The 23,581-nt window shown below is 73.0% G+C and carries 23 protein-coding genes and 1 pseudogene; 13 read left to right on the top strand and 11 right to left on the bottom strand.

What is annotated here, in order from left to right:
- Entirely contained in the window at window positions 1–1,413 is a 1,413-nt protein-coding gene (boxB, locus tag AB7F12_RS14285; RefSeq protein WP_428499150.1) for a benzoyl-CoA 2,3-epoxidase subunit BoxB, read from the top strand.
- 173 nt (window positions 1,414–1,586) lie between these two features.
- Window positions 1,587–2,633: a Nit6803 family nitrilase gene (locus AB7F12_RS14280; protein ID WP_428499151.1), complete on the top strand. Its 1,047-nt coding sequence runs from the start codon at window positions 1,587–1,589 to the stop codon at window positions 2,631–2,633.
- A gap of 76 nt (window positions 2,634–2,709) precedes the next feature.
- Here the strand turns inward: AB7F12_RS14280 and AB7F12_RS14275 are convergent, their stop codons facing one another.
- Both AB7F12_RS14275 and AB7F12_RS14270 read right to left on the bottom strand, forming a co-directional pair.
- On the bottom strand, window positions 2,710–3,381 hold the full coding sequence (locus AB7F12_RS14275) for a hypothetical protein (protein ID WP_428499152.1): 672 nt from the start codon (window positions 3,379–3,381) through the stop codon (window positions 2,710–2,712).
- A gap of 96 nt (window positions 3,382–3,477) precedes the next feature.
- Window positions 3,478–3,684: pseudogene (locus tag AB7F12_RS14270) on the bottom strand (response regulator transcription factor); the annotation flags it as partial.
- A 218-nt stretch (window positions 3,685–3,902) separates the two neighbouring features.
- Between AB7F12_RS14270 and AB7F12_RS14265 the strand changes: the two are divergent.
- Together AB7F12_RS14265 and AB7F12_RS14260 are read left to right on the top strand one after the other, a co-directional pair.
- On the top strand, window positions 3,903–4,604 hold the full coding sequence (locus AB7F12_RS14265) for a ThuA domain-containing protein (protein WP_428499153.1): 702 nt from the start codon (window positions 3,903–3,905) through the stop codon (window positions 4,602–4,604).
- Window positions 4,605–4,610: 6 nt separating this feature from the next.
- Window positions 4,611–5,855, top strand: coding sequence for an MFS transporter (locus AB7F12_RS14260; protein WP_428499154.1), 1,245 nt, complete (start codon window positions 4,611–4,613; stop codon window positions 5,853–5,855).
- A 142-nt stretch (window positions 5,856–5,997) separates the two neighbouring features.
- Here AB7F12_RS14260 and AB7F12_RS14255 read toward each other — a convergent pair whose 3' ends face one another.
- Together AB7F12_RS14255 and AB7F12_RS14250 are read right to left on the bottom strand one after the other, a co-directional pair.
- Window positions 5,998–6,888: a TrmB family transcriptional regulator gene (locus AB7F12_RS14255; protein WP_428499155.1), complete on the bottom strand. Its 891-nt coding sequence runs from the start codon at window positions 6,886–6,888 to the stop codon at window positions 5,998–6,000.
- Window positions 6,889–6,956: 68 nt separating this feature from the next.
- Complete coding sequence (locus AB7F12_RS14250) at window positions 6,957–7,733, bottom strand: SDR family NAD(P)-dependent oxidoreductase (RefSeq protein WP_428499156.1); 777 nt, start codon at window positions 7,731–7,733, stop codon at window positions 6,957–6,959.
- A gap of 292 nt (window positions 7,734–8,025) precedes the next feature.
- Here AB7F12_RS14250 and AB7F12_RS14245 point away from each other — a divergent pair, with 292 nt between their 5' ends.
- From AB7F12_RS14245 to AB7F12_RS14230, 4 genes are all read left to right on the top strand, one after another.
- Window positions 8,026–9,387 (top strand): amidohydrolase family protein, encoded by a 1,362-nt coding sequence (locus tag AB7F12_RS14245; RefSeq protein WP_428499157.1) that lies wholly within the window; start codon window positions 8,026–8,028, stop codon window positions 9,385–9,387.
- A complete protein-coding gene (locus AB7F12_RS14240; RefSeq protein ID WP_428499158.1) occupies window positions 9,380–10,369 on the top strand; it encodes an amidohydrolase family protein in 990 nt (329 codons plus the stop codon). The genes AB7F12_RS14245 and AB7F12_RS14240 overlap by 8 nt, the downstream gene beginning before the upstream one ends.
- A gap of 107 nt (window positions 10,370–10,476) precedes the next feature.
- A complete protein-coding gene (locus AB7F12_RS14235) occupies window positions 10,477–11,487 on the top strand; it encodes a GlxA family transcriptional regulator (RefSeq protein ID WP_428499159.1) in 1,011 nt (336 codons plus the stop codon).
- A gap of 124 nt (window positions 11,488–11,611) precedes the next feature.
- Entirely contained in the window at window positions 11,612–12,250 is a 639-nt protein-coding gene (locus AB7F12_RS14230; RefSeq protein WP_428499160.1) for an HD domain-containing protein, read from the top strand.
- 48 nt (window positions 12,251–12,298) lie between these two features.
- Here AB7F12_RS14230 and AB7F12_RS14225 read toward each other — a convergent pair whose 3' ends face one another.
- The 7 genes from AB7F12_RS14225 to AB7F12_RS14195 form a co-directional block, all read right to left on the bottom strand.
- Window positions 12,299–13,054 (bottom strand): SDR family oxidoreductase, encoded by a 756-nt coding sequence (locus AB7F12_RS14225; RefSeq protein WP_428502701.1) that lies wholly within the window; start codon window positions 13,052–13,054, stop codon window positions 12,299–12,301.
- 101 nt (window positions 13,055–13,155) lie between these two features.
- Window positions 13,156–13,380: a ferredoxin gene (locus AB7F12_RS14220; protein WP_428502702.1), complete on the bottom strand. Its 225-nt coding sequence runs from the start codon at window positions 13,378–13,380 to the stop codon at window positions 13,156–13,158.
- A gap of 7 nt (window positions 13,381–13,387) precedes the next feature.
- The gene (locus AB7F12_RS14215; RefSeq protein ID WP_428502703.1) at window positions 13,388–14,605 is read right to left on the bottom strand and encodes a cytochrome P450; all 1,218 of its coding nucleotides are present in this window, start codon (window positions 14,603–14,605) and stop codon (window positions 13,388–13,390) included.
- Window positions 14,602–15,666, bottom strand: a complete 1,065-nt coding sequence (locus tag AB7F12_RS14210; protein WP_428502704.1) for a Gfo/Idh/MocA family protein — start codon at window positions 15,664–15,666, stop codon at window positions 14,602–14,604. Before AB7F12_RS14210 ends, AB7F12_RS14215 begins: the two co-directional genes overlap by 4 nt.
- Window positions 15,663–16,679, bottom strand: a complete 1,017-nt coding sequence (locus AB7F12_RS14205) for an LLM class flavin-dependent oxidoreductase (protein ID WP_428502705.1) — start codon at window positions 16,677–16,679, stop codon at window positions 15,663–15,665. The genes AB7F12_RS14210 and AB7F12_RS14205 overlap by 4 nt, the downstream gene beginning before the upstream one ends.
- Window positions 16,680–16,744: 65 nt before the next feature.
- Complete coding sequence (locus tag AB7F12_RS14200; RefSeq protein ID WP_428516574.1) at window positions 16,745–18,211, bottom strand: FAD-dependent oxidoreductase; 1,467 nt, start codon at window positions 18,209–18,211, stop codon at window positions 16,745–16,747.
- Window positions 18,212–18,341: 130 nt separating this feature from the next.
- On the bottom strand, window positions 18,342–19,259 hold the full coding sequence (locus tag AB7F12_RS14195; protein ID WP_428502669.1) for a TIGR03621 family F420-dependent LLM class oxidoreductase: 918 nt from the start codon (window positions 19,257–19,259) through the stop codon (window positions 18,342–18,344).
- 94 nt (window positions 19,260–19,353) lie between these two features.
- Between AB7F12_RS14195 and AB7F12_RS14190 the strand changes: the two genes are divergently transcribed.
- From AB7F12_RS14190 to AB7F12_RS14170, 5 genes are all read left to right on the top strand, one after another.
- The gene (locus AB7F12_RS14190) at window positions 19,354–20,562 is read left to right on the top strand and encodes a cytochrome P450 (protein WP_428502668.1); all 1,209 of its coding nucleotides are present in this window, start codon (window positions 19,354–19,356) and stop codon (window positions 20,560–20,562) included.
- Window positions 20,559–20,945, top strand: a complete 387-nt coding sequence (locus tag AB7F12_RS14185; protein WP_428502667.1) for a nuclear transport factor 2 family protein — start codon at window positions 20,559–20,561, stop codon at window positions 20,943–20,945. The genes AB7F12_RS14190 and AB7F12_RS14185 overlap by 4 nt, the downstream gene beginning before the upstream one ends.
- Window positions 20,946–20,958: 13 nt before the next feature.
- A complete protein-coding gene (locus tag AB7F12_RS14180) occupies window positions 20,959–21,960 on the top strand; it encodes an LLM class flavin-dependent oxidoreductase (RefSeq protein WP_428502665.1) in 1,002 nt (333 codons plus the stop codon).
- A 2-nt stretch (window positions 21,961–21,962) separates the two neighbouring features.
- Complete coding sequence (locus AB7F12_RS14175) at window positions 21,963–22,430, top strand: nuclear transport factor 2 family protein (protein WP_428502664.1); 468 nt, start codon at window positions 21,963–21,965, stop codon at window positions 22,428–22,430.
- 532 nt (window positions 22,431–22,962) lie between these two features.
- The gene (locus AB7F12_RS14170) at window positions 22,963–23,385 is read left to right on the top strand and encodes a cupin domain-containing protein (protein WP_428502663.1); all 423 of its coding nucleotides are present in this window, start codon (window positions 22,963–22,965) and stop codon (window positions 23,383–23,385) included.
- Window positions 23,386–23,581: the final 196 nt, after the last annotated feature.

Genomic DNA, 23,581 nt, shown 5'->3' with positions numbered 1-23,581 from the left:
GTGAGCATCGACTACAGCGAGAAGATTCCCAACAACGTCGACCTGGCCGGCGACCGCAAGCTGCAGCGGGCACTGGAGTCGTGGCAGCCCAACTTCCTCAACTGGTGGAAGACCATGGGCCCGGCCGTCCCGACCCAGGACGTCTACCTGCGCACCGCCGTCGACGTCGGCAAGGAGGGGTGGGCGCAGTTCGGCCACGTCGCCATGGAGGAGTACCGCTGGGGCGTGTTCCTCGCCGAGCGCGGCGACGACCGGCGCATCGCCTTCGGCGAGCAGAAGGGTGAGCCCGCCTGGCAGCAGGTGCCCGGTGAGTACCGCGCCGACCTGCAGCGGCTCATCGTCATCCAGGGCGACACCGAGCCCGCCTCGGTCGAGCAGCAGCGCCGCCTCGGCGAGACCGCGCCGAGCCTCTACGACCTGCGCAACCTGTTCCAGGTCAACGTCGAGGAGGGCCGGCACCTCTGGGCGATGGTCTACCTGCTGCACGCCTACTTCGGCCGCAACGGCCGCGAGGAGGCGGAGGCGCTGCTGCAGCGCAACTCCGGCGACGTCGACAGCCCGCGCATCCTCGGGGCGTTCAACGAGGAGACCCCGGACTGGCTGTCGTTCTTCATGTTCACCTACTTCACCGACCGCGACGGGAAGTACCAGCTGGGGACGCTGAAGGAGTCGGCGTTCGACCCGCTCTCGCGCACCTGTGAGTTCATGCTCAAGGAGGAGGCGCACCACATGTTCGTCGGCACCACCGGTGTCGACCGCGTGGTGGGGCGCACCGCCGAGCTGATGCGCGAGCACGACAGCGACGACGTCGCCCCCCACGGCGGGATCCCGCTGGACGTGATCCAGAAGTACATCAACTTCCACTACTCGGTCTCGCTCGACCTGTTCGGTTCCGAGCGCTCGACCAACGCGGCCAACTACTTCACCGCCGGCCTGAAGGGCCGCTGGCAGGAGGAGCGGCGCAAGGACGACCATCTCCTGACCGAGGACGCCGCGCACGTCGACGTGGTCCGCGACGGGGTACTGGCCACCGACGAGGTGCCGGCGCTGCTCGCGCTCAACCACGACCTGCGCAACGAGTACGTCAAGGACTGCCAGTCCGGGCTCAAGCGCTGGAACCGGGTGCTGGAGAAGGCCGGTGTCGACCGCACGCTGACGCTGCCGCACGTCGGGTTCAACAGGCACGTCGGCGTGTTCGCCGGGCACCACGTCACCCCCGCGGGCGAGCTCGTCGGTGAGGACGCCTGGAACGCGAAGGCCGACCGCTGGCTGCCCTCGGAGGCCGACAAGACCCACGTCCGTTCGCTGATGCGGCCGGTCTACGAGCCGGGGAAGATCGCGGGCTGGATCGCGCCCCCGTCGAACGGCATCAACGGCCAGCCGTTCGAGTACGAGTACGTGCACCTGGCCTGATCCCCGCCCCGCCCTCGTCCGCAGCCCGGCCGCCACTCGCGGCCGGGCTGTGTCGCGTCGAGTGAGCGCCTGTTTACTGAAGATCTGTTCATGTGGTTTGACGTTCCGCTATAGCTTTCCTACGATCCGACACGACGCATCGCATAGTGAACGGTTCGAGGAAGAGGCAACACATGGCACGGAAGGTCAGAGTCGCCGCGGTCCAGCTCAACCCGGACCTCGACACCCCCACCGGAACGGTCGACCGCGTCGTCGCGGCGATCGGCGACGCGGCCGCGCAGGGCGCCGAGCTCGTCGTCTTCCCCGAGACGGTCGTCCCCTACTACCCGTACTTCTCGTTCGTCCAGCCGCCGATGACGAGCGGCGCCGAGCACATGCGCCTGTACGAGAACGCGGTCGTCGTGCCCGGCCCGGTCACCGATGCCGTGTCGGCCGCGGCCCGCCGGCACGGCATCGTCGTGATGCTCGGCGTCAACGAGCGCGACCACGGTTCGCTCTACTGCACCCAGCTGCTCTGGGACGCCGACGGCTCGCTCGTCCTGCGCCGCCGCAAGACCGTCCCCACCTTCCACGAGCGGATGATCTGGGGCCGCGGCGACGGCTCGGGCCTCACGGTCGTCGACACCGCCGTGGGCCGCGTCGGCGCGCTCGCGTGCTGGGAGAACTTCAACCCGCTCAACCGCTACGCCCTGCAGGCCCAGCACGAGGAGATCCACCTCGCGCACTTCCCGGGCTCGCTCGTCGGCCAGCTGTTCGCCGACCAGGTCGAGACCCTGATCCGGCACCAGGCCGCCGAGGGCGCCTCCTTCGTCGTGTGCGCCACCGCATGGCTCACCGAGGAGCAGATCGCCACGATCTCCCCCGACGAGGGCCTGCGCCGGGGCCTGCGCGGCGGCTGCATGACCGCGATCATCTCGCCGGAGGGGCAGCACATCGTCCCGCCGATCACCGAGGGCGAGGGCATCCTGGTCGCCGACCTCGACATGTCGCTGATCACCAAGCGCAAGCGGATGTTCGACTCGGTCGGCCACTACTCGCGCCCGGAGTTGGTGTCGCTGGTGCTCAACGACACCCCGACCGCCCCGCTCCACCGGGCCTACCCGACCCCCGGGGCCCCGGCCTACGAGGTCGGGCCCGCGGGTTCCGCCGACGCCGACGCGGCGCCCGTCGCGGCCCCCGAGCACACCGGCAACGGCAGCAGGCAGACCGCCGAGGCGTGACCCTCGGCTCCCGGATTGATCACCGGAAGCGGGACATTCGCGACGGCTCCGTCGCGCATGTCCCCCATCTCCCCGGTCAGCGGGCCGGGCGGGGCCGGCGCAGGGCCGCGGCGAGGACGATGCAGCCGACGGCGACCAGCGCCCCGTGGGCGATGCGCAGCTCCATCGGGAACCAGAACTGCGGCAGGTAGAGGGCGAACCCGAGCGCGAACAGCACCCCCGACCAGCGGGGCAGCACACGCGACCGGGCCGCGGCGACGGCCGCCAGGATGCCGCCGACGGCGAGCAGCACCAGTCCTGCCCCGAAGACCGTCATCTGGATCGGGCCCATCCGGACGGCCTCGGTGAGCGTGAGCAGCGTGGTGGTGTCGGGGACGTTCGCGCCGAGCGCGTGCAGGGAGAAGGCCTCGGCGCCGTAGTAGGGCAGCACGAGTGCCGCCCCCGCGGCCCAGGTGCCGAGCGCCCAGCCGGCGATGCCCCGGCCCGAGGTGCCGGCGAGCCGGTCGCGCAGCGCGAGCAGACCGGCCGCGACCAGGGCGAACCCGGCGACACCCGCGAGGTGCGCGACCGGCCAGCTCCAGCCGGCGAACGCGGCGGCCGTGGTGGCGGGGACGGCGTCGCCGGCGGGCCGCAGCGCCGGATGGACGAGGAAGAGCACCCCCGCGAGGGCGAGGGCGAGGGGACCGGCCCACGCGCGTGCGGTGGCGGCGGGCGCAAGGGGTGCGGGTCGGTGGACCTGGGTTGTCATCGCTGCTCCTCAACGAGAACGGTGCTCTCGACCACGGAGAGCATCCCGCTCGCCGCCCGCACTGTCAAGAGCACTGCTCTCGCATGTGACGCGTGCTCAGTGCGGTCCGGGCCGCAGCCCCGCCCGACGGGCCCGCTCCACCGCCTCCGCACGCCCGGCGACCTGCAGCTTCGCGAACACCGCCGACGCATGGTTGGTCACCGTCTTGGGCGCGAGACCGAGCCGGGCCCCGATGGTCGCCATCGGCAGGCCACCGGCCATCAGCGTCAGCACCTCCCGCTCCCGTGGCGTGAGCTCCGGGAACGGCCGTCGCCCCCTGGAACACCGCGCCGCCGAGCAGCAGCCTGCCACTGACCGCGGTCGGGTTCGCCGCGGCCGCGGTGGCGTGGCGCCGGTCCGTACCGACGCCGGCCCCCGCCCGCTGAGCCCTGCGGCGGCGGGCCGCGCGGGGGGTGCCACGCGACGGTCCCGACAGTTAGGGTCTGCTAGTCGTCAGAAGCATCACGCCGTCGGAGGTGGTCGTGCGCGCCGTCGTTCTGTCCGGAGGGCTCACCCACGACTTCCCCGCCACGACGGCGGCCCTGTCGGGGCTGCTCGAGGCCGCGGGGCTGCAGGTCGAGGTGCACACCGGGACCGGGGGCGTCGACTCCGCGCTCACGGCCCTGCCCGGGGCGGCCCTGCTCGTCGTCAACGCGCTGCGCTGGTCGATGACCGGCGAGCAGACGCCGCAGCGCTACCGCGACAAGGCCGCGGAGGAGGGCGCGAGCCCGTCCCCGCGGGCCCGGGACGCGCTGGCCGCGCATCTCGCCGCGGGAGGTGGCGTCCTCGGGATGCACACCGCCGGGATCTGCTTCGACGACTGGCCGGGCTGGGGCGACACCCTCGGCGGGGCGTGGGTGTGGGGGTCGTCGTCGCACCCGCCGCTGGGCCCGGACGTGTCGGTCGCGGTGACCGGCGCCCACCCCATCGTCGACGGGCTCGACGACTTCTCGATCGTCGACGAGGTCTACTCCGACCTGGACATGCGCCCCGGGATCGAGCCGCTGCTCGCGGCCCGGCGCCCCGGCGACGACGCCGGCCCGGCCCAGCCGTTGCTGTGGGCGCGCGAGCACGGCGGCGGCCGGGTCGTCTACGACGCGCTGGGCCATCACGTCCCGTCGTACGAGGTGCCCGAGCACCGCGAGATGGTGCGCCGGGCGATCGGGTGGACCATTCGTGGCTGACCCGTCGTGAGCGGCGGGCGCAGGCCCCGCCACGGCGGGGTCGTGCTGGCCGTCGCGACGGTCGCGATCGGGCTCGGCAGCATCCCCGGCTTCCTGTTCGGCTATCTCGGCGCGGTGTTCGAGGAGGACCTCGGCGTCTCCAAGTCCGCACTCGGGGTGCTGATCGGGGTCTTCTTCGGGGCGACCGGGCTGGCGTCGACGGTCGGCGGGGCGTGGGCGGAACGGCTCGGCGCCCACAAGGCGGTCGGGCTCGACATGCTGGTCCTCGCGGCCGGGCTGCTGCTCGCGGTGCTGGTGCCGACGTTCGCGTCGTTGCTGGTCATGGCCGCCGTCACCGGCGCCGGGTACGCGTTGGCCAATGCGGGTACCAACATGGCGATCGCGACGAGCATCGCGCCGGCCCGGCACGGCATCGCGATGGCTGTGCGCACCGCGGGCGTCCCGGCCGTCGGTGCGCTGCAGTCGTTGGCCGGTGTCGCCGCGGCGGTCACGTTCGGCTGGCGGCCGGTCCTCGCGGTCGTCGTGCCGGTGCTCCTCGTGGTGGCAGTGCTGTGCTTCTGGCTGCTGCCCGCCGCGCGCAGCTCGGGCGACCCGGCGGCGGCCGTCGTCGAGGCCCACGACCTGGTCGGCGACGGGCCGGGGACCCCCCGGCGGGTCCGGCTGCCCGCGGGCTTCGCGTGGTACCCGATCGCGGCGTTCCTGATGATCGCGGGCACCCAGCCGATCTACTCGTGGTCGGTGCTCTACCTCGACGAGGTCGGTGGCCTGTCGTTGCCGACGGCCGGGGCGCTCGCCTCGATCGGTGCGGCGGTCGCCGTCGCCGCGATGATCGTGCTGGCGGGACGCGCCGACCGCATCGGGGGCGACCGGGTCCGCCCGGTCGTGCTCCTGACCGGCGTGGCGACGGTGGGGGTCGGCTTGTTGTGGCTGGGCATCGTCGCCGGGCCGGTGTCGATGACGGCCGGACTCGTCCTCGGCGGCATGGCCCAGCTGACGGCGATCGGGCTGATGCACGCGGCGGTCGTCGCGACCGCGCCGCACCTGGTCGGGCGGGCCTCGGGCGCGACGATGGCCGGCTACTACCTCGGCGCCCTGCTCAGCGCCCCGCTGTTCGGCCTCGCGGTCGACGTGACCGGCGGCTACGGGCTGGGCTGGGGGGTGAGCGTCGTGCTGGCCGCGGCGAGCGTGCTGTGTTTCGTGCGGTGCCGCCGTGTGACGGCGCGGGCCCGGGCCGCGCGCGCCGAGGCCTGACCGGCACGCCGCGGCCGACGCCCGCAGCCGCGCCGCAGCCCGGGGACGACCCCGAGGCGGTAGTGGTCAGGACCTGCACGCCGTCGCCGGCGGCGGTGTGGCCAGGGGGCGGTGCGACCAGGGGGCGTTGCGCCCGGGACGCCTAGCTCCCCCGGCGGCCGCTGCGCCGCGGCGGGGCCGTCGTCCCCACCGGGCCACGGGCCAGCAACGCGGCCGGGATGCCGTGGTCGGCGCGCAGCCGGCGCAGCGCGGGGTCGGACGTCCAGAACGACTCGAAGTCCTCCGGCGAGAACTTCTCCGCGATCAGGTGCATGGCGATGTCGTGGCGCACGTACTCGACCGCGACCAGCACGACGGCGGGGTCGTCGGTGTAGACACCCCACGCGTCGCCGTTGACGACGCCGCCGATGACGGCCTGCTCCCGGTCGGCGGCGACGACGAGCAGCCGGCAGCCCAGGTTCTCCAGGGCGACCTCGGGCGTGGAGAACCGGTGCGGGATCGTGGTGCCGACGGGGTCGGGGTCGTCGCCGAACATCACGACCGACACGTCGACGCCCTCGGCGTCCGCGCGCCGCACCACCGGCTTGAGCGGCTCGATCTCGGTCGGCCATCCGGAGAGGAACAGGTCGTCGCGCGCGGCGGCCACGACGTCCTCGGCGCGGGCGAGCAGCGACTCGCGGTCGGACAGGTTGTGCACCAGCCGGACCTGCGGCGGCGACGCGACCTGCGGCAGCGCCTCGCGCAGCGTGTCGATGGAGTGGTCGAAGTCACGGCGCATCCGGTCGAGCAGGGCCGACGGCGGCAGCGAGATGTACCCGACGCTCGCCTCGCCCGCCCGCACCTCGTAGGCGGCACCTCGCACGACGAGTTTCGCGAGCGTCTCGTAGACGGTGCTGCGGGGCACGCCGGAGCGCTTCGCGACCTCGTAGCCGTTGAGCGGTGTGCCGGCGGCGACGAGCGCCACATAGGCCTTGGCCTCGTATCCCGACATCCCGAGGCGTTGAAGCTCCTCGATGACGCTCTGCTGGGACATGCGGCCCATCGTCGCATCCGCACGTCCCGCCGCGGCACTCCCCCGCCGCTGGTCGGACCGGGTGCGCCCTACTGGATGCCGACCGAGTCGACCGACTTCGGCCGCGGCAGCGAGGCCAGCGCGCCCTTGCTGATGCCACCGTCGACGGCGATCGTCTGCCCCGAGATGTAGGAGGCCTTGGCCGAGGCGAGGAACAGCACGGCGTCGGCGATGTCCTCGGCCGTGCCGAGGCGGCCCTGCGGGACCCGGCTCGCGCGCAGCCGCCGCACCTCCGGGTCGGCGTTGACGGCGTCGGACATGCCGGCGTTGATGAGGCCCGGCGCGATGCAGTTGACGCGCACACCGGCGGGCGACCACTCGATCGCCATGTGCTCGGTGAGCATGACGATGCCGGCCTTGGACGCGGTGTAGGCGCCGGCATTGGGGGCCGCGGCGAGCCCGTTGATCGACGCCATGTTGACGATGGCGCCGCCCCCGGCCTCGATCATCCGGGCGGCGACGGCCCGGCCGACCAGGAACGTCCCGGTGAGGTTGACCTCGACGGCCGCGCGCCACTCGGCGGCGGGCAGCGTGAGCAGCGGGCCGAAGCGGGCGATGCCGGCGTTGTTGACCAGCAGCGCGGGCGCCGCGGGGAGCGCCGCGACGGCGCCGGCGACCGAGGCCTCGTCGGTGACGTCGACGACCGACGCCGTGCACGCGCCGCCGAGGTCGGCGGCCAGCGCCTCCACCCCGGCGCGGTCCACGTCCCATGCGGCGACGCGGTAGCCCTCCTTGACGGCGTTGCGCGCGATGACGGCACCGATGCCGTTACCCGCGCCGGTGACCACGGCCCACTCGTTCCCCACGGCCCGACCTCCGTCGTCGATCGCACTCCACCACCGCGCCTGACCGAGGTGCGGCGTTGGCTTTCTGACGACGCTAGTGGCGCGAGGGGTCGACGTCCACATCCTCCGGGGTGACACGGCGTCCTCACGCCGGGCGAACGTCAGAAATCCGCGTGAATGCGCCGTTCACGAGGACTCCCCGCATGCCCCGCAGCTGTGCGACACTGACCACAGGGCGGGACTAGTCGTCAGGCTTCTTACGGCGGGTCCGCGCCACCCACCACCCAGCCACGACGACGTTCCTGGAGGCGCCGTGAGCGGCAGCATCCTCATCAGCGGGGGCACGGTCATCGACGGCACGGGCTCCCCCGCCCGCCCGGGCGAGGCGGTCCTGCTGCGCGACGGGCGCGTCACCGCGCTCGGCACGCAGGCGGTCGACGACGCGGACGCCCACGGCGTCGACGAGCGCATCGACGCCACCGGCCGCACCGTGATGCCCGGCCTGATCGACGCGCACACCCATCTCACGTTCGGCGAGCCCACGGGCAACGACGAGCTGTTCAACCACCGCACCGAGGCCTACAGCTCGATGCTGTCGGCCTACAACGCGCGCAAGGTGCTGCGGGCGGGCGTCACGAGCGTGCTCGACGCCGACTGCCTGTGGAACATCGGCTGCGAGCTGCGCGACGCGATCGAGGCCGGGATCGTCGAGGGCCCGCGGATGCGCGCCGGCGGCCAGGCGCTGATGACGATGCTCGGCGGCACCGCAGGCCGGATGATCAAGGACGAGGGCACCACCGGCTACGCGACGGTCGTCTCCGGCCGGGACGTGATGGTCAACGAGATCCGCCGGCAGATCAAGTACGGCGTCGACTGGATCAAAATCATGGTGACGGGGCTGATCCCGTCGATGAAGGGCCCCGAGGTCAAGGTCTGGAACATCGACGAGCTGCGGACCGTCTGCGACACCGCGCACGAGCTGAACACCAAGGTCGTGGCGCACTGCCGCAACTCCGACTCGACGCGCGACGCCGCCCGCGCCGGCGTCGACCTGATCTACCACGCCTCCTACCTCGACGACGAGGCCATCGAGGCCGTCATCGAGGCCGGCTCGGCGATGTGCCCGACGTTCACCCTGCTGGGCAACCTCGCCGACTACGGCGAGAAGGTCGGCACCGCCCCCGAGCTGCTCGACGTGTTCCGCGCCGAGATCGAGGTGACCGCCAAGCAGCTCACCAAGGCCCACGCCGCCGGGGTGAAGTTCCTGACCGGCTCCGAGACCGGTTTCGCCGTCACGCCCGTCGGCGAGTGGCACGCCCGCGAGCTGGAGATGTTCGTTGAGTACATGGGGATGTCGCCCATGGACGCCATCGTCGCCGCGACGCGCAACGGCGCGTTCGCGATGCGCATGGAGGACGACCTCGGCACGCTCGAGCACGGCAAGGTCGCCGACGTCCTCGTCATCGACGGCGACCCGCTCGCCGACGTGCGGATCCTGCAGGACAAGACCCGGATCCGTGAGGTGATCAAGGCGGGCAGGCGGATCGACCTCGTCACCCCGATCCCCGAGCAGAAGCAGCGGACGTCGGACCAGGTGCGGTTCCTGGCGGCCTGTCCGCTGACCCGGTCCCTGGCGTTCACCGAGGAGCAGCTGGAGCGGATGTCGCATGTCTGAGGCCCGCATCATCGACGTGCACGCGCACGCCGTCCTGGAGCTCACCGAGGGAGCGGCGGGCGCCGCCGGCCCCGAGCTCGGCGCCACCGACGACGGCGTCCCGTTCTACCGCGTCGGCGAGTACCGGCTCATGGGCGTCAAGTACGCGGGCAGCCCGTTCATGGACGTCGACGTCCGGCTCGCCGCGATGGACGCCGCCGGAATCGACCTGCAGGTGCTGTCCCCCAACCCGATCACCTACTTCAACGACCTCCCCGCCGACGCCGCGACCGACTTCGCGCGCAAGCACAACGACGGGCTGGCAGAGCTGGTCGGCAAGCACAAGGGGCGGCTGCTCGCGACGGCGCAGCTGCCGGTGCAGGACATCACCGCGTCGGTGGCCGAGGCCCGCCGCGCCGTCCGCGACCTCGGCATGCCCGGCGTCTACATCGACACCGACCCCGCCGGGCGCACCCTCGACGACCCCGAGCTCGACCCGCTCTACGAGGCGCTGGTCGACCTGAACGCCCCGCTGTTCGTGCACCCGTCCCCCCTGGGGAAGAACGGCCCGGCCGACGACGTGCGGCTGCGCCGCTTCGACCTCGACCTGACGTTCGGCTTCGCCTACGAGGAGACCCTCGCCGTCGCGGCGATCGTCTTCGGCGGGGTGCTGGAGCGCCACCCGGGCCTCGACATCTGCATCTCGCACGGCGGTGGAGCCGCGGCCTTCGTGTCGGGCCGGTTCGCGCGCGCCGTCGAGAAGCGCCCGTGGGCCAGCAAGGCCCTGCGCGACAACGGGTTCGACCACTACTACAAGCGCATCTGGTTCGACACCCACGTGCACGACGAGGAGTCGCTGGATCTTCTCGTCAGCCACGCGGGAACCGAGCGCCTGGTGTTCGGGACCAACTTCGCGGGCTGGGACTCCGGCGCGGGCGAACACCCCGCGGGCGATCTCGGCCCCACCCTCTCCGCCAACGCCGCCCGCCTGCTGCGCCTCTGACCGTGAGCGGCCCCCGGTGGCGTCGCCGACGAGGCGACGCCACCCGGGGGGCGGCTGCGACACTGGTGCCCGGACGACCGGCGTCCGGGCGAGGGGGCGGCGACGCCATGTCAGGCCGACACGGCGACCTCGGCGAGCCTGATGCCCGCGACGTCGTCTTCGTCGTGTTCGACGGCGTGAAGATGCTCGACGTCACCGGCCCCGCCGAGGTCTTCGCCGACGCCCACCGGTTCGGTGCCCGCTACCGGCTCCGCTACGTCTCGCCCTCGGGCAGGCCGGTGCGGACCTCGATCGGGCTCGAGCTCCCCGTGGACGGCTGCCCCGGCTCCGCCCCCGATCCCGACACCGTGATCGTCGCCGGTGGTGACGTGCTCGCCGAGGAGCCCGTCGCGCCGGAGCTGGTCGGGGCGGTCCGGGAGCTGGCGCCACGCAGCCGCCGCGTCGTGTCGATCTGCACCGGCTCGTTCGCCCTCGCAGCGGCCGGTCTGCTCGACGGTCGGCGGGCCACCACCCACTGGCAGCACGCCGCGCTGCTGGCCCGGACCCACCCGCTGGTCCGGATGGAGCCGGACGCGCTGTTCGTCGAGGACGACGGGGTCTTCACCTCGGCCGGGGTGTCCGCCGGGATCGACCTCGCCCTCGCGCTCGTCGAGCAGGACCACGGGCCCGAGCTGGCCCGCACGGTGGCCCGCGACCTGGTGATGTTCATGCAGCGCCCGGGCGGGCAGTCCCAGTTCTCGGCGCCCCTGCAGCGGCACCCTCCCCGCACCGCCGGCCTGCGCACGGTGGTCGACCTGGTCGCCGCCCGGCCCGACCTCGACCACAGCGCACACGCCCTCGCCGCCCGGGTCGGGGTGAGTCCGCGCCAGCTGGCCCGGATGTTCGCCACGGAGCTGCAGTCCACCCCGGCCAGGTTCGTCGAGCAGGTCCGTCTCGAGCACGCCCAGGCCCTGCTCGCGGACGGGCACGGTGTCGCGCAGGTCGCCCGGCGGTCGGGGTTCGGCAGCGCGGAGACGATGCGGCGCACCTTCGTCAGCCGGCTCGGCCTGTCGCCGAGCCAGTACCGGGCACGGTTCGGCACGACGCGGCGCGCCGCGGAGCCCCGCCGCACGCCCTGACACCGGTGGGCGTGCCATGTCCGGATCTGTGGGGCGCCCGGCAGGTCTCGCGGTGGGCACACCGCAGACCGCTCGCAAGACTGGAACCAGTCCAGTACACACGAGCAGCTCCAGGAGGCACCCAATGCCGGAGACGATCGCCGGGATCGACATCCCGGACACCGACCTCGTCCGCCAGGCCACCGACCTCGTCCGCGCCGCCGCCGACGACACCCTGTTCCACCACTCGCGGCGCGTCTTCCTCTGGGGCTCGCTCAAGGCCGCGGCGCGCGGGCTGCAGGTGGATCCCGAACTCGCCTACGTCGGCGCGCTCTTCCACGATCTCGGGCTCACCGACACCTACCGCACCCGGGACCGCCGGTTCGAGATCGACGGGGCCGAGGCCGCCCAGGCCTTCCTGCTCGACCACGGCGCGTCCCGGGCCGACGCTCGCGCCGTCTGGCTGGGCATCGCGCTGCACACCACCCCGGAGGTCCCGCTGCACCTCGCCCCGGAGGTGGCCGTCGTCACCCTCGGCGTCGAGACCGACGTCCTCGGACTGGACCTGCACGAGATCACCGACGAGCAGCGCGCCCAGGTCGTCGCCGCACACCCGCGACCGGACTTCAAGAACCGGATCCTGCGGGCGTTCCACGACGGGATGGCCGACCGGCCCGACACCACGTTCGGGACCATGAACGACGACGTGCTCGCGCACTTCGACCCGTCCTTCCACCGGACGGACTTCGTCGAGGTCATCCGCAGCAGCGCGTGGCCGGAGTGATCGCAGGCGGCACCGCCGGACCGGGCACCGCCCGCGTCGTGGCGTCGGTCAGAGCAGTGCCTGGTAGGCCCCACCGTCGACCGGCACCGCGGCGCCGGTGAGGAAGCCCGCCTGCTGCGAGCACAGGAATGTGACGACGGCGCCGAAGTCGGCCGGGCTGCCGAGCCTGCCCGCGGGGACACCGGCGAGCGCGCCGTCGAGCGCGGGGCCCCCGGTTCCGTAGACACCGGTGACCCGGTCGGTCTCGTGCAGGCCGGGCAGGACCGAGTTGACGGTGACGCCGTCGCCCGCGATCTCCCGGGCCAGGGTGCGCAGGAAACCGGTGGCGCCCGTGCGCGCGGTGTTCGACAGCGCGAGGTTCATGTAGGGCTGGCGCACGCCGAGCGACGTGATCGCCACGACCCGCCCCCACCCGCGCTCGCGCATCCCGGGCGTCGCGGCCAGGCACATCGCGACCACCGCGAGCAGGCTCCGGTCCAGCGCCGCCTGGTAGGCGTCGAGGGGAACCTCGGTGACGATCCCCGGGGCCGGGCCCGGACCGTTGACGACGAGGATGTCGACGCCACCCATCCGGTCGGCGGCACCCTCGACGAAGGCCGTCGCGCCGTCCGGTCCGCGCAGGTCGGCGACCAGCCAGTCGGTGCCGCCGCCCAGCTTCTCGGCAGCGGCGCGGGCCCGGTCGGCGTCGGAGCTGCAGATGGTGACCTGCGCGCCCTCGGCGACGAGCGCCTCCGCGCTGGCGTAGCCGAGCCCTGCGCTGGCCGCGGCCACCGCCGCGCGCTTTCCCGCGATCCCGAAGTCCATGCCCTCATCCTCCTGCGCCGCCCCCACCGTTGCGCAGGAACGGCACTTTCCCGTAGCCCAGCTGCAGGAAAGTGCCGTTCCTGCAGCAGACGCCGAACCCGTCAGTCGACGTCGATCTCCTCGCCGGAGTCCACGTCGGTCACGACGAGGGCGCCTGCGGGGCAGGCCCGGGCGAGGTCGAGGATGCGCTCGTCGGCCGGCTGGGTGGCGCCCGGCACGATCTCGGCGATCTCGTCGTCGTCGAAGCGGAAGACGTCGGGGGCGTCGGCGACGCACTTGCCGGAGCTCATGCAGACGGCACTGTCGACACTGATGCGGTAGGACACGGTCGGCTCACTTCCCCAGCAGGACGGGGTAGGTGCCCCAGTAGGGGCGGGCGGTGGACGCATCGCGCTGCGGCGGGTTGTCCGGGTCGCGGCGCACGCCGACCCCGAACATGTGCCGCACCACCCCGGTGACCAGCCCGTAGAGGTGGTCGTCGGGGTCGGTGCCCGGGACGGCGACGACCCCGGCGGCGAGGTCCTGGCCGATGCAGACGTGCATGCCGGCGGCGAAGCTCAGCCCGAACGGCGCGACGCCGGGCGGCAGGGTGCGCGTCGGGCAGAAGTCGGCGGCGTCGGGCCCGAACAGCTCGGTGTCGCGGTTGATCGCCTGCAGGTCGAGGACGACGATCGAGCCCTCGGGGATGTGCACGCCCGAGCGCAGTGTCACGTCGGCCAGCGCCCGGCGCCGCCCCGTGGGGCTCGACGGGTTGAGCCGCACCGTCTCGTGGATGCAGCGCTGCACGAACAGCGCGTCGTCACGGACCTTGTCGACGTCCTCGGGGTGCTGCTCGAGCCAGCCCAGGATGTGGTCGATCGAGCGGACGAACGCGGTGGCGCTGGTGTGCGCGCCCGCGAGCAGGTAGAACGCCACCTCCCGGCGGATGACGTGGTGCGGAACGTCCAGCTCCTCGCGGTGACGCAGCAGCGTGGCGAGGACGTCGCGCGGGACGTCGACGTCCTCGCCCGCGGCCTCGCGGGCCAGCAGCTCCTCGCGGCGCGCGACCGACGGCGCGAGGAACTCCTCGTCCCAGTCGTCGAGCGCCTTCGCGATCTCGCGGCGCAGCGCGTCCTTGTCACCGGTGTGGTGCGCCATGGTCGCACCCTCGATGAACTTCGCGTTGTAGTCGAAGAGGCGCCCGGTCTCCTCCGCGGTGCCGAGCGGCCGGTCGATACCGGCGGTGAGCGCGGAGAGGTTGAGCATCAGCTCGTGCCCGAGGTGCACGAGGTCGACGCGGCCCGACTCCAGGTAGGGGGCCAGCGTCTGGACCGTGACCTGCGGGAACAGTTCGCGCTCGTAACGCTCGAACACCTCCCGGCGGAACATCCGGTTCTCGACGCGGCGGCGGTCGCGGTGCTCGCGCCCGTGCAGGTTCACGAGGACGCCCGACATGACGACCTCGCCCTCGTCGTAGAGGGCCTGGCGCAGGTCCTTGTTGCGGTAGGCGTCCTTGGCGTCGGCGAAGGTGCTGAGCACGATCGGCGGGGCGCCCTCGGCGACTGCGGTCATGACTCCTCCGTGGTGGTGGGCACGGTCGCGAAACTCTCGGCGTCGACGGCGGCCGCGACGCGCAGGGCCGCGACGCCGTCGTCGAAGGTCGGGATGTCGTCGGTGTCGCCCATGGCGAGCGCGCGCACGAGCAGGGCGAACGGCTCGGTGGCGGTGCCCTCGGCGGGCAGCAGCGTGCGCAGGCCGTCGTCGCCGAGCCGGGCACCGCTGAGCCCGACGGGGAAGTGCCCGGTGTGGCCGGCGGCCTCGGCGACGAGGACGCCCTCGGAGCCGTGGACGACGAGCCGCCAGCCGGCGCCGAACGGCGCGACCCACGAGGTGTGGACGGACACGACGGCACCGCCGGCGGTGCGGGCGGTGAAGGCGGAGCTGTCGACGCTGGTGGCGGGGATCGGGCCGGTGGGACCGGGCCAGTCGGGCTGCCGCGTCGCGGCGGTGCCGGTGACGTCGGAGAGCTCGCCGAACGTCCAGCGCAGGATGTCGGTGGTGTGCAGGCCGTGGACGCGCAACGAGCTGGCGCCGTCTCCCGCATCGGCGCACCAGCCCGACGCCGCCGCGGCCGCGGGCAGCGTGAACGTCGGGTAGAAGGCGTGGGCCACGATGTTGTCGACGCGTCCGACCCAGCCGTCGAGCACGAGCCTGCGGAGCTCGGCGATGCCGGGCCGGAACCGCGACTGCATGTCGACGACCCCGCACACGCCGGCGTCGGCGGCGGCGCGGGCCATGGCCAGCCCGTCGTCGACGGTCGGGGCGAGCGGTGCCTCGCAGAGCACGTGCTTGCCGGCGGCGATCGCGGCGAGGGCCATGTCCTTGTGCCGGCTGGGCCGGGTGGCGACGTCGACGAGGTCGACGTCGGGGTCCTCGCAGAGGGCTTCGAACCCGACGTGGGCGTGCGGGATGCCGAACTTGGCGGCGACGGCGTCGGCGGTCTCGAGGTGGGCGGTCGCGACCGCGACCAGCTCGACGATGCCGGCCTCGGCCAGCTCGGCGTACACGGGCAGGTGCGTGCCGGAGGCGTAGCTCGCGCCGACGACCCCGACCCGCAGTGGACGAGCGATCATGCCTGCACCACGGCGGTGTCCAGCTGCGGCAGCACCTCGGTCCCGAACAGCTCCATGGCCTCCAGGACGGCGGCGTTGTCGGGGCCGGTCGGGTACCGGAAGATCATCAGGAAGTCGTCGACGCCGGCCTGGTCGCGGAAGCGGCCGATGGTGTCGACGCACTCGTCGGGCGTGCCGAACACGAAGCGGTCGCGGACGAACTCCTCCAGCGTGATCTGGTCCGAGGAGGTGACGCCGGGCAGGTCGGTGATGGCGCCGTAGTCGAACAGGGTGCGCGCCATGGCCAGCGCGGTGTCGCCGAACTTGTCCAGCGCCGCCTGCCGGTCGCGGTAGGGCCAGCAGAACCGGATCGAGGTGACGTGCGGGTCGCGTCCCCCGGCCGCGGCGGCCTCCCGGTACTGCCCGGCCATCGCCGTCATGGTCTCCAGCGACATGAGGGCGTTGGTGATCCAGCCGTCGGCCAGGCGCCCGGCGCGCCGGATGCCGCCGGGCGTCCACGCCGCGAGGTGCAGCGGCACGCCCTCGGCGCGGACCGGCCTGGGGATCACGGAGACGTCGTCGAAGGAGTAGATCTCGTCGGCGAAGGAGAACCGGTCGTTGGTGTGGGCCTCGCGCAGGATGCGGACGGTCTCGTCGAACCGCTGGGCGCGGTCGTCCCAGGAGACGCCGACGGTCGAGTAGTCGACGGGCATGTAGCCGACGCCGAGCCCCAGCCAGGCCCGGCCCCCGGAGAGCTGGTCGAGCATCGCGGAGTCCTGTGCGAGCTCGATCGGGTTGTAGAGCGGCGCGATCGCGATGGCGGTGCCGACCTTGACGTTGCGCGTGCGCGCGGCGATGGCGAACGACAGGTGCAGCGGCGACCCGAAGTACTCGTCGGAGTACTTGTGCTCGGTGGTCAGGGCGTGGGAGAAGCCGAGCCGGTCGGCGGCCTCGGCCTGTTCGAGAATCTCACCGAGGACCGTGTGCGGATCGCCCGTGACGAGCCCCTGGGTGAACAAGACTCCGACCGACATGACGCTCCTCGTGGTGGTGGGGTGGGCGGGTCACGGCGTTGGGACCCGCCCGGCTCGGGTCGAGCTCAGGGCTCGACGGACTGCTTCTCGGTATCGGGATCCAGGTGTACCAGCGCGATCCTGGTGTCGAGCATGCTCGGCATGCCGACGTGCATCACGCTGCCGTGGTCGGTGCGGTCGTCGACCCCGCGCGCGACGGCCCGCCCGGCGATGCGGCCGAGGGTGAGCCCGCCGCAGATGTGGATCCCGCCGAGATCGGAGACGGGGTTGAGCCCGCCGACGCAGTCGCCGCCCGCGAACAGGCCCGGGATGGGCGTGCCGAACACGTCGACGACCTGCATGTCGGTGGTGGTGCGGAAGCCGCCGCAGCAGAAGTTGATGCCCTCGATCATCGGGACGGCGGTGAAGGGTCCGGTCGCGCACGGGCGGCGGTTCGGCGGCAGGACGACGCGCCCGTGGTCGGGGTCGACGTCGGCGTCGCCGGCGAGGAAGGCGTTCCAGCGGTCGACGGTGGCGCGCAACGCGTCGGCCGGGACCCCGATGGTCGAGGCCAGCGCGTCGAGGGTGTCGGCCTGCACCGCGGGCTCGGGCATCTGCCCGATCAGGCCTTCCTTCTCGCGGGCGACGACGGCGTCGACGACGTACCAGGCCCGCCGCCCGGCCTGGGCGTGCAGCTTCTCGACGCGTTCCTCGTAGGGGCCGGCCTCGTCGTGGAAGCGTTCTCCCGACGCGTTGACCGCGATCGCGTCCTCCACGACCGACGACGACACGATGACCAGCGGCGGCACGAACGTCATGTTGATGAGATCGCCGCCGACGGCCTGGCCCATCAGGTGCCCGGCGCCGCGGCAGGAGTCGACGCCCAGGTAGGGGGCCTGTGCGACGAACTCCGGCTGGTAGCGACGCCGCAGCTGCGGGTTGGACTGGTATCCGCCGGTCGCGAGCACGACGCCGCGCCGGGCGGTGATCTCGACGGTCGCGTCGGGGTCGTCGCGGCGGTGGGCCAGTACCCCGGTGACGCGGCCGTCGGTGACGACGAGCCGGTCGGCGAGCGTCCGGTAGAGCGTGGTGACGTTGTCGCGCTCGAAGTCGGGCTGGAACGCCCGGCCGATCATCCAGGTGTCCTCGACGGCGGCCATCCGGTCGACGCTGTGCTGCTTGGGCCGCGGGATGAACCGGCTGAACCGGACTCCCCGCTCGGTGAGGATGCGGTAGGTCTCGGCCGACTCGCGGGCGTAGAGCCGCACCAGCGCCTCGTCCCATTCGACGCCGAACTGGTCGCGCGCGAGGTCGACCATGTGCCGGGCGTCGGCGACGAAGGTCTCCTCGCTGTCGACGATCCCCTGCTCGGCCTGCATCCCCGAGTTCACGAAGGCCAGGTATCCGGTGGACCAGACGGCGTTGCCGCCGATGTGGTCCATGGCCTCGACCGCGACGACCCGGGCACCCTCCGCGGCGGCCGCGGACACGGCGGCCATGCCTGCGGGGCCGGTGCCGAGGACGACGACGTCGGCCTCGTGGGTCTCGGTCACGGTGACCGCCTTTCGCAGTGGTGACGAGGGGTGACTGGAGTCACCGAACCTTCTCTTGCAGACGAAGCGGCGTCAACCCCCTAACGACGGTGGTCGGGAGCCGCGCCGGCTCCGCCGCCCGCGAGCGGGGTCAGCGTGCCACGCGCTCCAGGGCAGGCAGCATCGACGCCATGTCGGACTCGTAGAACGAGACATATCCGAACCCCCAGCGTTCCCGCAGCTCGGCGAGCCGCTCGGCGACGGCACCGACAGGTCCGATGAGCGCGTGCGGCGAGGCCAGGAGCTGGTCGGGGGTCAGGTCGAGCCCGAGCGCGGCGATCCGGCGGGCCGCCGCGGCCTGCGGGTCCTCGGTGACCTCCGACCAGTACGCGACCAGGTGCAGCAGCGGTTCGCGGCTCCCGGCCGCGGCCCGGACCCAGCCCACCTTCTCGTCGGTCGCGGCGGTCGACGCCGACGCCGTCGCGTGCGCCCCGAGGCGCCCCTCCCGGACGTCGAAGTTGATGCCGACGACGTCGGCGTTGCGCGCCGCGAGCGTCAGCACCCGGCGTCCGCCGCCGCCCACGAACAGCCGGGGCGCGGTGGTGACGGCGGGGACGTTGCGCAGGTCGCGGACGACGACGCCCGGGGCGTCGAGGTCGACGGGCCCGCCGCTCGCGAGGGCCCGCAGCAGCTGCAGCGTTCCGTCGAGCCGGTCGATGCGCCTGCCCGCGGGCTCGCGGACGATGCCGGAGACCTCGTAGTCGCCGTCCATCCAGCCCGCGCCGACACCGATCTCGAGGCGACCGTCACACAGCACCGACAGCGACGCGATCTCCTTGGCCAGCACGGCCGGCTGCCGGAAGTCGTTGTTGAGCACCAGGGTTCCGAGCCGGATCCGGCTCGTGACCTGGGCGGCCGCCGCGAGCGCGAGCAGCGGACTGACCGGGGAACGGTCGAAGTGGTCGGACACCTGCAGCGTCGAGACGCCGTCGTCCTCCATCCGCCGGACCCGGTCGCGCCACTGCGCACGGGAGGTCACCGGGTCCATCATCAGTACGCCGAACTCCACCGCCGACTCCAGTTCCGGAGCCTGGACGACCCCATTGCCGCTTGATAGCGTCGTTAGAAGTATCACGCCGAACCGACCGGGCAGGGACACGCCGATGCAGACGATCACCCTCGACGGCTTTGCCGACGTCCGCGAGGCCTTCCGGCAACACGACCTGCAGCAGTCGCTGTACGACGCCGGTGGCGTCGTCATGGCCGACTGCCTGCTCGTGCTGCACGGATCCGACCACCGCAAACGACGCCGCGTCGAGAACCGGCTGTTCCGGCGTGGCACCTTCCGGTACTGGGAGAAGGCGTTCCTGCGCGACGTCGTCCGCGACACCCTGGCACCGTTCGTCGAACGCGGGCATGCCGACCTGCAGGAGCTCGGCTATCGCACGATCATGAACCTCACCGCCATGGTCGCCGGGCTCGACCAGCCGACGGGCTCGGTCGAGGAGACCGACGCGCTCTACCGCTTCGCCAAGAAGTTCTCCGAGGGCGCGACGCTCGTGCACACCACCCGCGACCCCGAGGCCGTGCGCGCGGAGGTGCAGCAGGCCCTCGACGAGTTCGACGCCATGTTCCTGCAGCCGTCGATCACCCGCCGCCGCGCACTGCTCGCGCAGCTGGACGCCGGCGAGATCACCGAGGACGACCTGCCCCGCGACGTCCTCACCGCGCTGCTGCGCAACTGGGACGAGCTCGACATCGACGACGACATCCTGCGCCGCGAATGCGCCTTCTACCTGCAGGCCGGCTCCCACTCGACGGCCGACGCCTTCACCCACGCCGCCGACGACTACTTCTCCTGGGCCTCCCGCGACCCGGCCGCCGCGGCCGCCGCCCGCAAGGACCCGGCGGTCCTGCAGGCATGCGTCTACGAGACGTTGCGGCTGCACCCGGCGAGCCCCGTCGCCCAGCGCCGGGCCCTCGCCCCGATCACACTCAAGGGCGGGACCGAGATCCCCGAGGGCTCGTCGGTGGTCCTCGACCTGGCCGCCGCCAACCGCGACCCCTCGGTCTTCGACCGTCCCGACGTCTTCGACCCGCTGCGCGAGATCCCCGCCGAGGTGCCGCGCTGGGGGCACGCCTTCGGCGGCGGGATGCACGCGTGCATCGGGACCGAGCTGGCGGGTGGGGTCCCGTCGTCCCCGTCCCCGTCCCCCGACGAGGCCCACGACCAGGTGCTCGGGACCGTCACGCTGATGCTCGACGCGCTGCTCGGCGCCGGTGGACGTCCCGACCCCGACCGGGCGCCCCAGCGCGACCCGCACTCGGCGCGCGACCACTTCTCGTCCTACCCGGTCGTCTTCGGAGGATGACGAACGCCCGGGACGTCGTCGAGAGGTTCCTCGCCGCCGTCGGGGCCGGGGACCCCGACGCCGCCGCAGCCTGCTTCGCCCCCGACGCGACGTACGCGAACATGCCGCACCCGCCCGTCGTCGGGCCCGCCGGCGTGCGCGGGATGCTGGCGCCCATCCTGGACCGGGCCGAGTACGTCGAGTGGGAGATCGTCACCGCGAGCTACGCCGAGACCCGGGCCTGGCTGGAGCGGGTCGACCGCTTCCGCATCGACGGCCGCGAGTACGCCATCGAGTGCAACGGCGTCGTCGAGATCGACCCGGCGTCCGGGCTGATCACCGCGTTCCGCGACTACGTCGACCTCGGCCTGTGGCGGGCCCGGCTCGGGGACGTCCTCGGATGACGGGGCTGCGGGGATGAGGCTGCGGGTCGGGATCGGGCTCTACACCGGCCAGGGCAGCGACTACCGCGACGCCGTCCCCCTCGCCGTCGCCGCGGAGCAGGCGGGCTTCGACTCGTTCTGGGTGACCGAGCACCACGGGCTCCCCGACGGGTACCTGCCGTCGCCACTGCCGCTGCTGGCCGCGCTCGCCCCGGCGACGTCGACGATCGAGCTCGGGACCGGGCTCGCCCTCGCGCCCCTGCACCATCCGCTGCGCCTGGCCGAGGACGCGGTCGTCGTCGACCGGCTGTCGGGCGGGCGGCTGATCCTCGGGCTCGGGCTGGGGTACGCAGCGCACGAGTACAAGGCTTTCGGGGTCGATCCCGCGTCTCGCGGCGCTCGGCTCGCGGCGCTCGTCGGCGTCCTCCGGGACGCCTGGACCGGGGAGCCGTTCTCCTCGGAGGAGCTGGGGCTGCACGACGTCCGGGTCACCCCCACCCCGACCCGGCCCGTCCCGATCTGGCTCGGCGGGTATGCGGCCACCGCCGTCGCCCGGGCCGGCCGGATCGCCGACGGGCACCTCGTCGGCCGCGGTGCGCCGCACATCGTCGACGCCGCGTCCGCGCAGCTCGCCGCGGTCCGCGACCCGTCCGATCCGACGTTCACCCGGGCCGTCAACGTCACCTGCGTCCTCGACGCCCCCGGCGGCGGCGCCGCCTCCGCCCGCGTGGGCTTCGAGGCGCAACAGCTCGTCTACGAGTCGATCCAGGCCGGCCGCCCGGTCTACGCCGGTCTGGTCGGCGACCCCTCCGGCTCGGCCGGGCTCGCCCAGGGCTCGATCGAGTCCTACATCCAGGTCGCCGGGGGTGTCGACGACGTCGTCGCCGGCCTCCGGGCCGTCCTCGACGGCCTGCGCGGCTGGGCCGACGTGCACCTCGTCCTGCGCGTGCTCTTCCCCGAACCCGATCTGGACGTCCAGCTCGCCCGGCTCGCCACCCTCGGCGAGCAGGTGCTGCCACGGTTGAAGGAGACCTGACGATGCGCATCGAGGACCGGGTGGCCATCGGTGACCTGATGGCCCTGTACTGCGAACGGGTCGACGAGTACGACATCGACGCCGTCGCCGCCCTCTTCACCCCCGACTGCGTGACCGACTACGGCCCCGGCCGCGGCGGGCTCGTCAGCGGGCGGGAGGCGGTGCGCGACCGGATCGCCGGCGGGCAGGCGCAGTTCCGGCGGACCCATCACCAGCTCGGGCAGAGCCGGGTCACCTTCGACCCCGCCGACCCCGACCGTGCCACCGCCGTCACCTACGTGACCGCCTCCCACGAGGAGTGGGAGGGCCGGCAGTGGCGGGCCCACCTGCGCTACGTCGACGTCCTCGCGCACACGCGCGAGGGCTGGCAGCTCGCCGAGCGCCGGGTGCACGCCGGGGTGATCGAGAACCGCCCCGAGATCGACTGGGTCTGGGTCCCCCGAGAGGTGCCCGCCACCCACGACGCCTGACCGGGGACCGGGGACCGGGGACCGGGGACCGCAACCCCACTGCTGTCCGCGGCGTGACGCGCGACCGTGAGGTTGCGCGCCGTCGCGCGATTCGTGGCGTGCACGCGCGTCCACGGCGTGGCGTCGGTCGTCGGCGCCGGCTGTCGGCGGTGCTGCGCCCGGCGCCGCCCGTGCTCACCGGCGGCGGCGCGACCGGGTGTACCCCGGTGGTCGACGCCGCGTCCAGGCTGCCGTCACCGCCTGCAGCCGTGCCGCGTCGGGCCGCACCGTGCTGCGCAGACCACCCGGCGTCGCCCTGCGACGGGCGGGGGCGCACGGCGGCCACGAGCCGACGTCCCGGCCGGCTTTCACCCGGCCCGGGCTCCGCCGGACGGGGTCCCCGGGGCCCGCGCCCCGCCTCCCCCGGCCTGCTGCCCGGGCAGTCGCACCGGATGGTTGCCCCGGCACCGAATCACTGATAACAATGTCCCTTGTTTGGGTATGAACTGGATCACGCCCACCACAGACCCCCCAATGACGTAGGGAGTACCGGATGACCGCCACGAACCCGCTCGACCAGATGCAGGTGATCCATGTCGACGACCAGGCGTGGGTGGACTACGAGGACGAGACGGGGTTCATCCCGCCCGGAGCCGCCGTCAAGCCGCTGATCGACCCGGAGTCCGGGCACACGTTCATGCTCACCCGCTTCGCCCCGAACTACCAGGCGCCCTCGCACTGGCACCCGTCCGACACGATCTACATCATCACGCAGGGCGAGTTCGCAGTGGAGGGCGAAGGCACCTACCGTCCCGGCGACATCCGCTGGGTCAAGGGCGGCACCGCCTACGGCTCCGAGTCCGCAGGGCCCGACGGCTGCCAGTTCTACATCGTCAGCATGGGCCCGTTCGACGTGAACGACCCCGAGTCCGACGCCCCTCCCCGCGGCGACTGGCGCGCCGTCAAGGGCGTCTGACCCCTCGGCCCCTGCCGCCCCGGGCAGCCCCCGGCTTTCTCTTCTGCACGAACGGCACAGTGGCGCAAGCGAGGTGGATTCGTGGGGTCGTGGCAACACTGCTGTTAGTTCGGTGTGGGCAACACGGTAGCGAGACGTTGGGCTGGGCTGTCCCAGCCCAACGTCTCCCGCGGTCGGCCGTTGAGCTCCGCCGCGA

It is taken from the genome of Pseudonocardia sp. (assembly GCF_050250275.1).
Lineage (GTDB): Bacteria > Actinomycetota > Actinomycetes > Mycobacteriales > Pseudonocardiaceae > Pseudonocardia.
Note: the sequence above shows the minus strand (reverse complement) of the source record. Positions and strands in the feature narration are given on the sequence as shown.

Bases quoted from the DNA above. Each gene is read 5' to 3' on its own strand.
- AB7F12_RS14280 (WP_428499151.1), top strand. From the start codon at position 1,587: ATGGCACGGAAGGTCAGAGTCGCCGCGGTCCAGCTCAACCCGGACCTC.
- AB7F12_RS14275 (WP_428499152.1), bottom strand. From the start codon at position 3,381: ATGACAACCCAGGTCCACCGACCCGCACCCCTTGCGCCCGCCGCCACC.
- AB7F12_RS14255 (WP_428499155.1), bottom strand. From the start codon at position 6,888: ATGTCCCAGCAGAGCGTCATCGAGGAGCTTCAACGCCTCGGGATGTCG.
- AB7F12_RS14240 (WP_428499158.1), top strand. From the start codon at position 9,380: ATGTCTGAGGCCCGCATCATCGACGTGCACGCGCACGCCGTCCTGGAG.
- AB7F12_RS14235 (WP_428499159.1), top strand. From the start codon at position 10,477: ATGTCAGGCCGACACGGCGACCTCGGCGAGCCTGATGCCCGCGACGTC.
- AB7F12_RS14230 (WP_428499160.1), top strand. From the start codon at position 11,612: ATGCCGGAGACGATCGCCGGGATCGACATCCCGGACACCGACCTCGTC.
- AB7F12_RS14225 (WP_428502701.1), bottom strand. From the start codon at position 13,054: ATGGACTTCGGGATCGCGGGAAAGCGCGCGGCGGTGGCCGCGGCCAGC.
- AB7F12_RS14215 (WP_428502703.1), bottom strand. From the start codon at position 14,605: ATGACCGCAGTCGCCGAGGGCGCCCCGCCGATCGTGCTCAGCACCTTC.
- AB7F12_RS14210 (WP_428502704.1), bottom strand. From the start codon at position 15,666: ATGATCGCTCGTCCACTGCGGGTCGGGGTCGTCGGCGCGAGCTACGCC.
- AB7F12_RS14205 (WP_428502705.1), bottom strand. From the start codon at position 16,679: ATGTCGGTCGGAGTCTTGTTCACCCAGGGGCTCGTCACGGGCGATCCG.
- AB7F12_RS14190 (WP_428502668.1), top strand. From the start codon at position 19,354: ATGCAGACGATCACCCTCGACGGCTTTGCCGACGTCCGCGAGGCCTTC.
- AB7F12_RS14185 (WP_428502667.1), top strand. From the start codon at position 20,559: ATGACGAACGCCCGGGACGTCGTCGAGAGGTTCCTCGCCGCCGTCGGG.
- AB7F12_RS14180 (WP_428502665.1), top strand. From the start codon at position 20,959: ATGAGGCTGCGGGTCGGGATCGGGCTCTACACCGGCCAGGGCAGCGAC.
- AB7F12_RS14175 (WP_428502664.1), top strand. From the start codon at position 21,963: ATGCGCATCGAGGACCGGGTGGCCATCGGTGACCTGATGGCCCTGTAC.
- AB7F12_RS14170 (WP_428502663.1), top strand. From the start codon at position 22,963: ATGACCGCCACGAACCCGCTCGACCAGATGCAGGTGATCCATGTCGAC.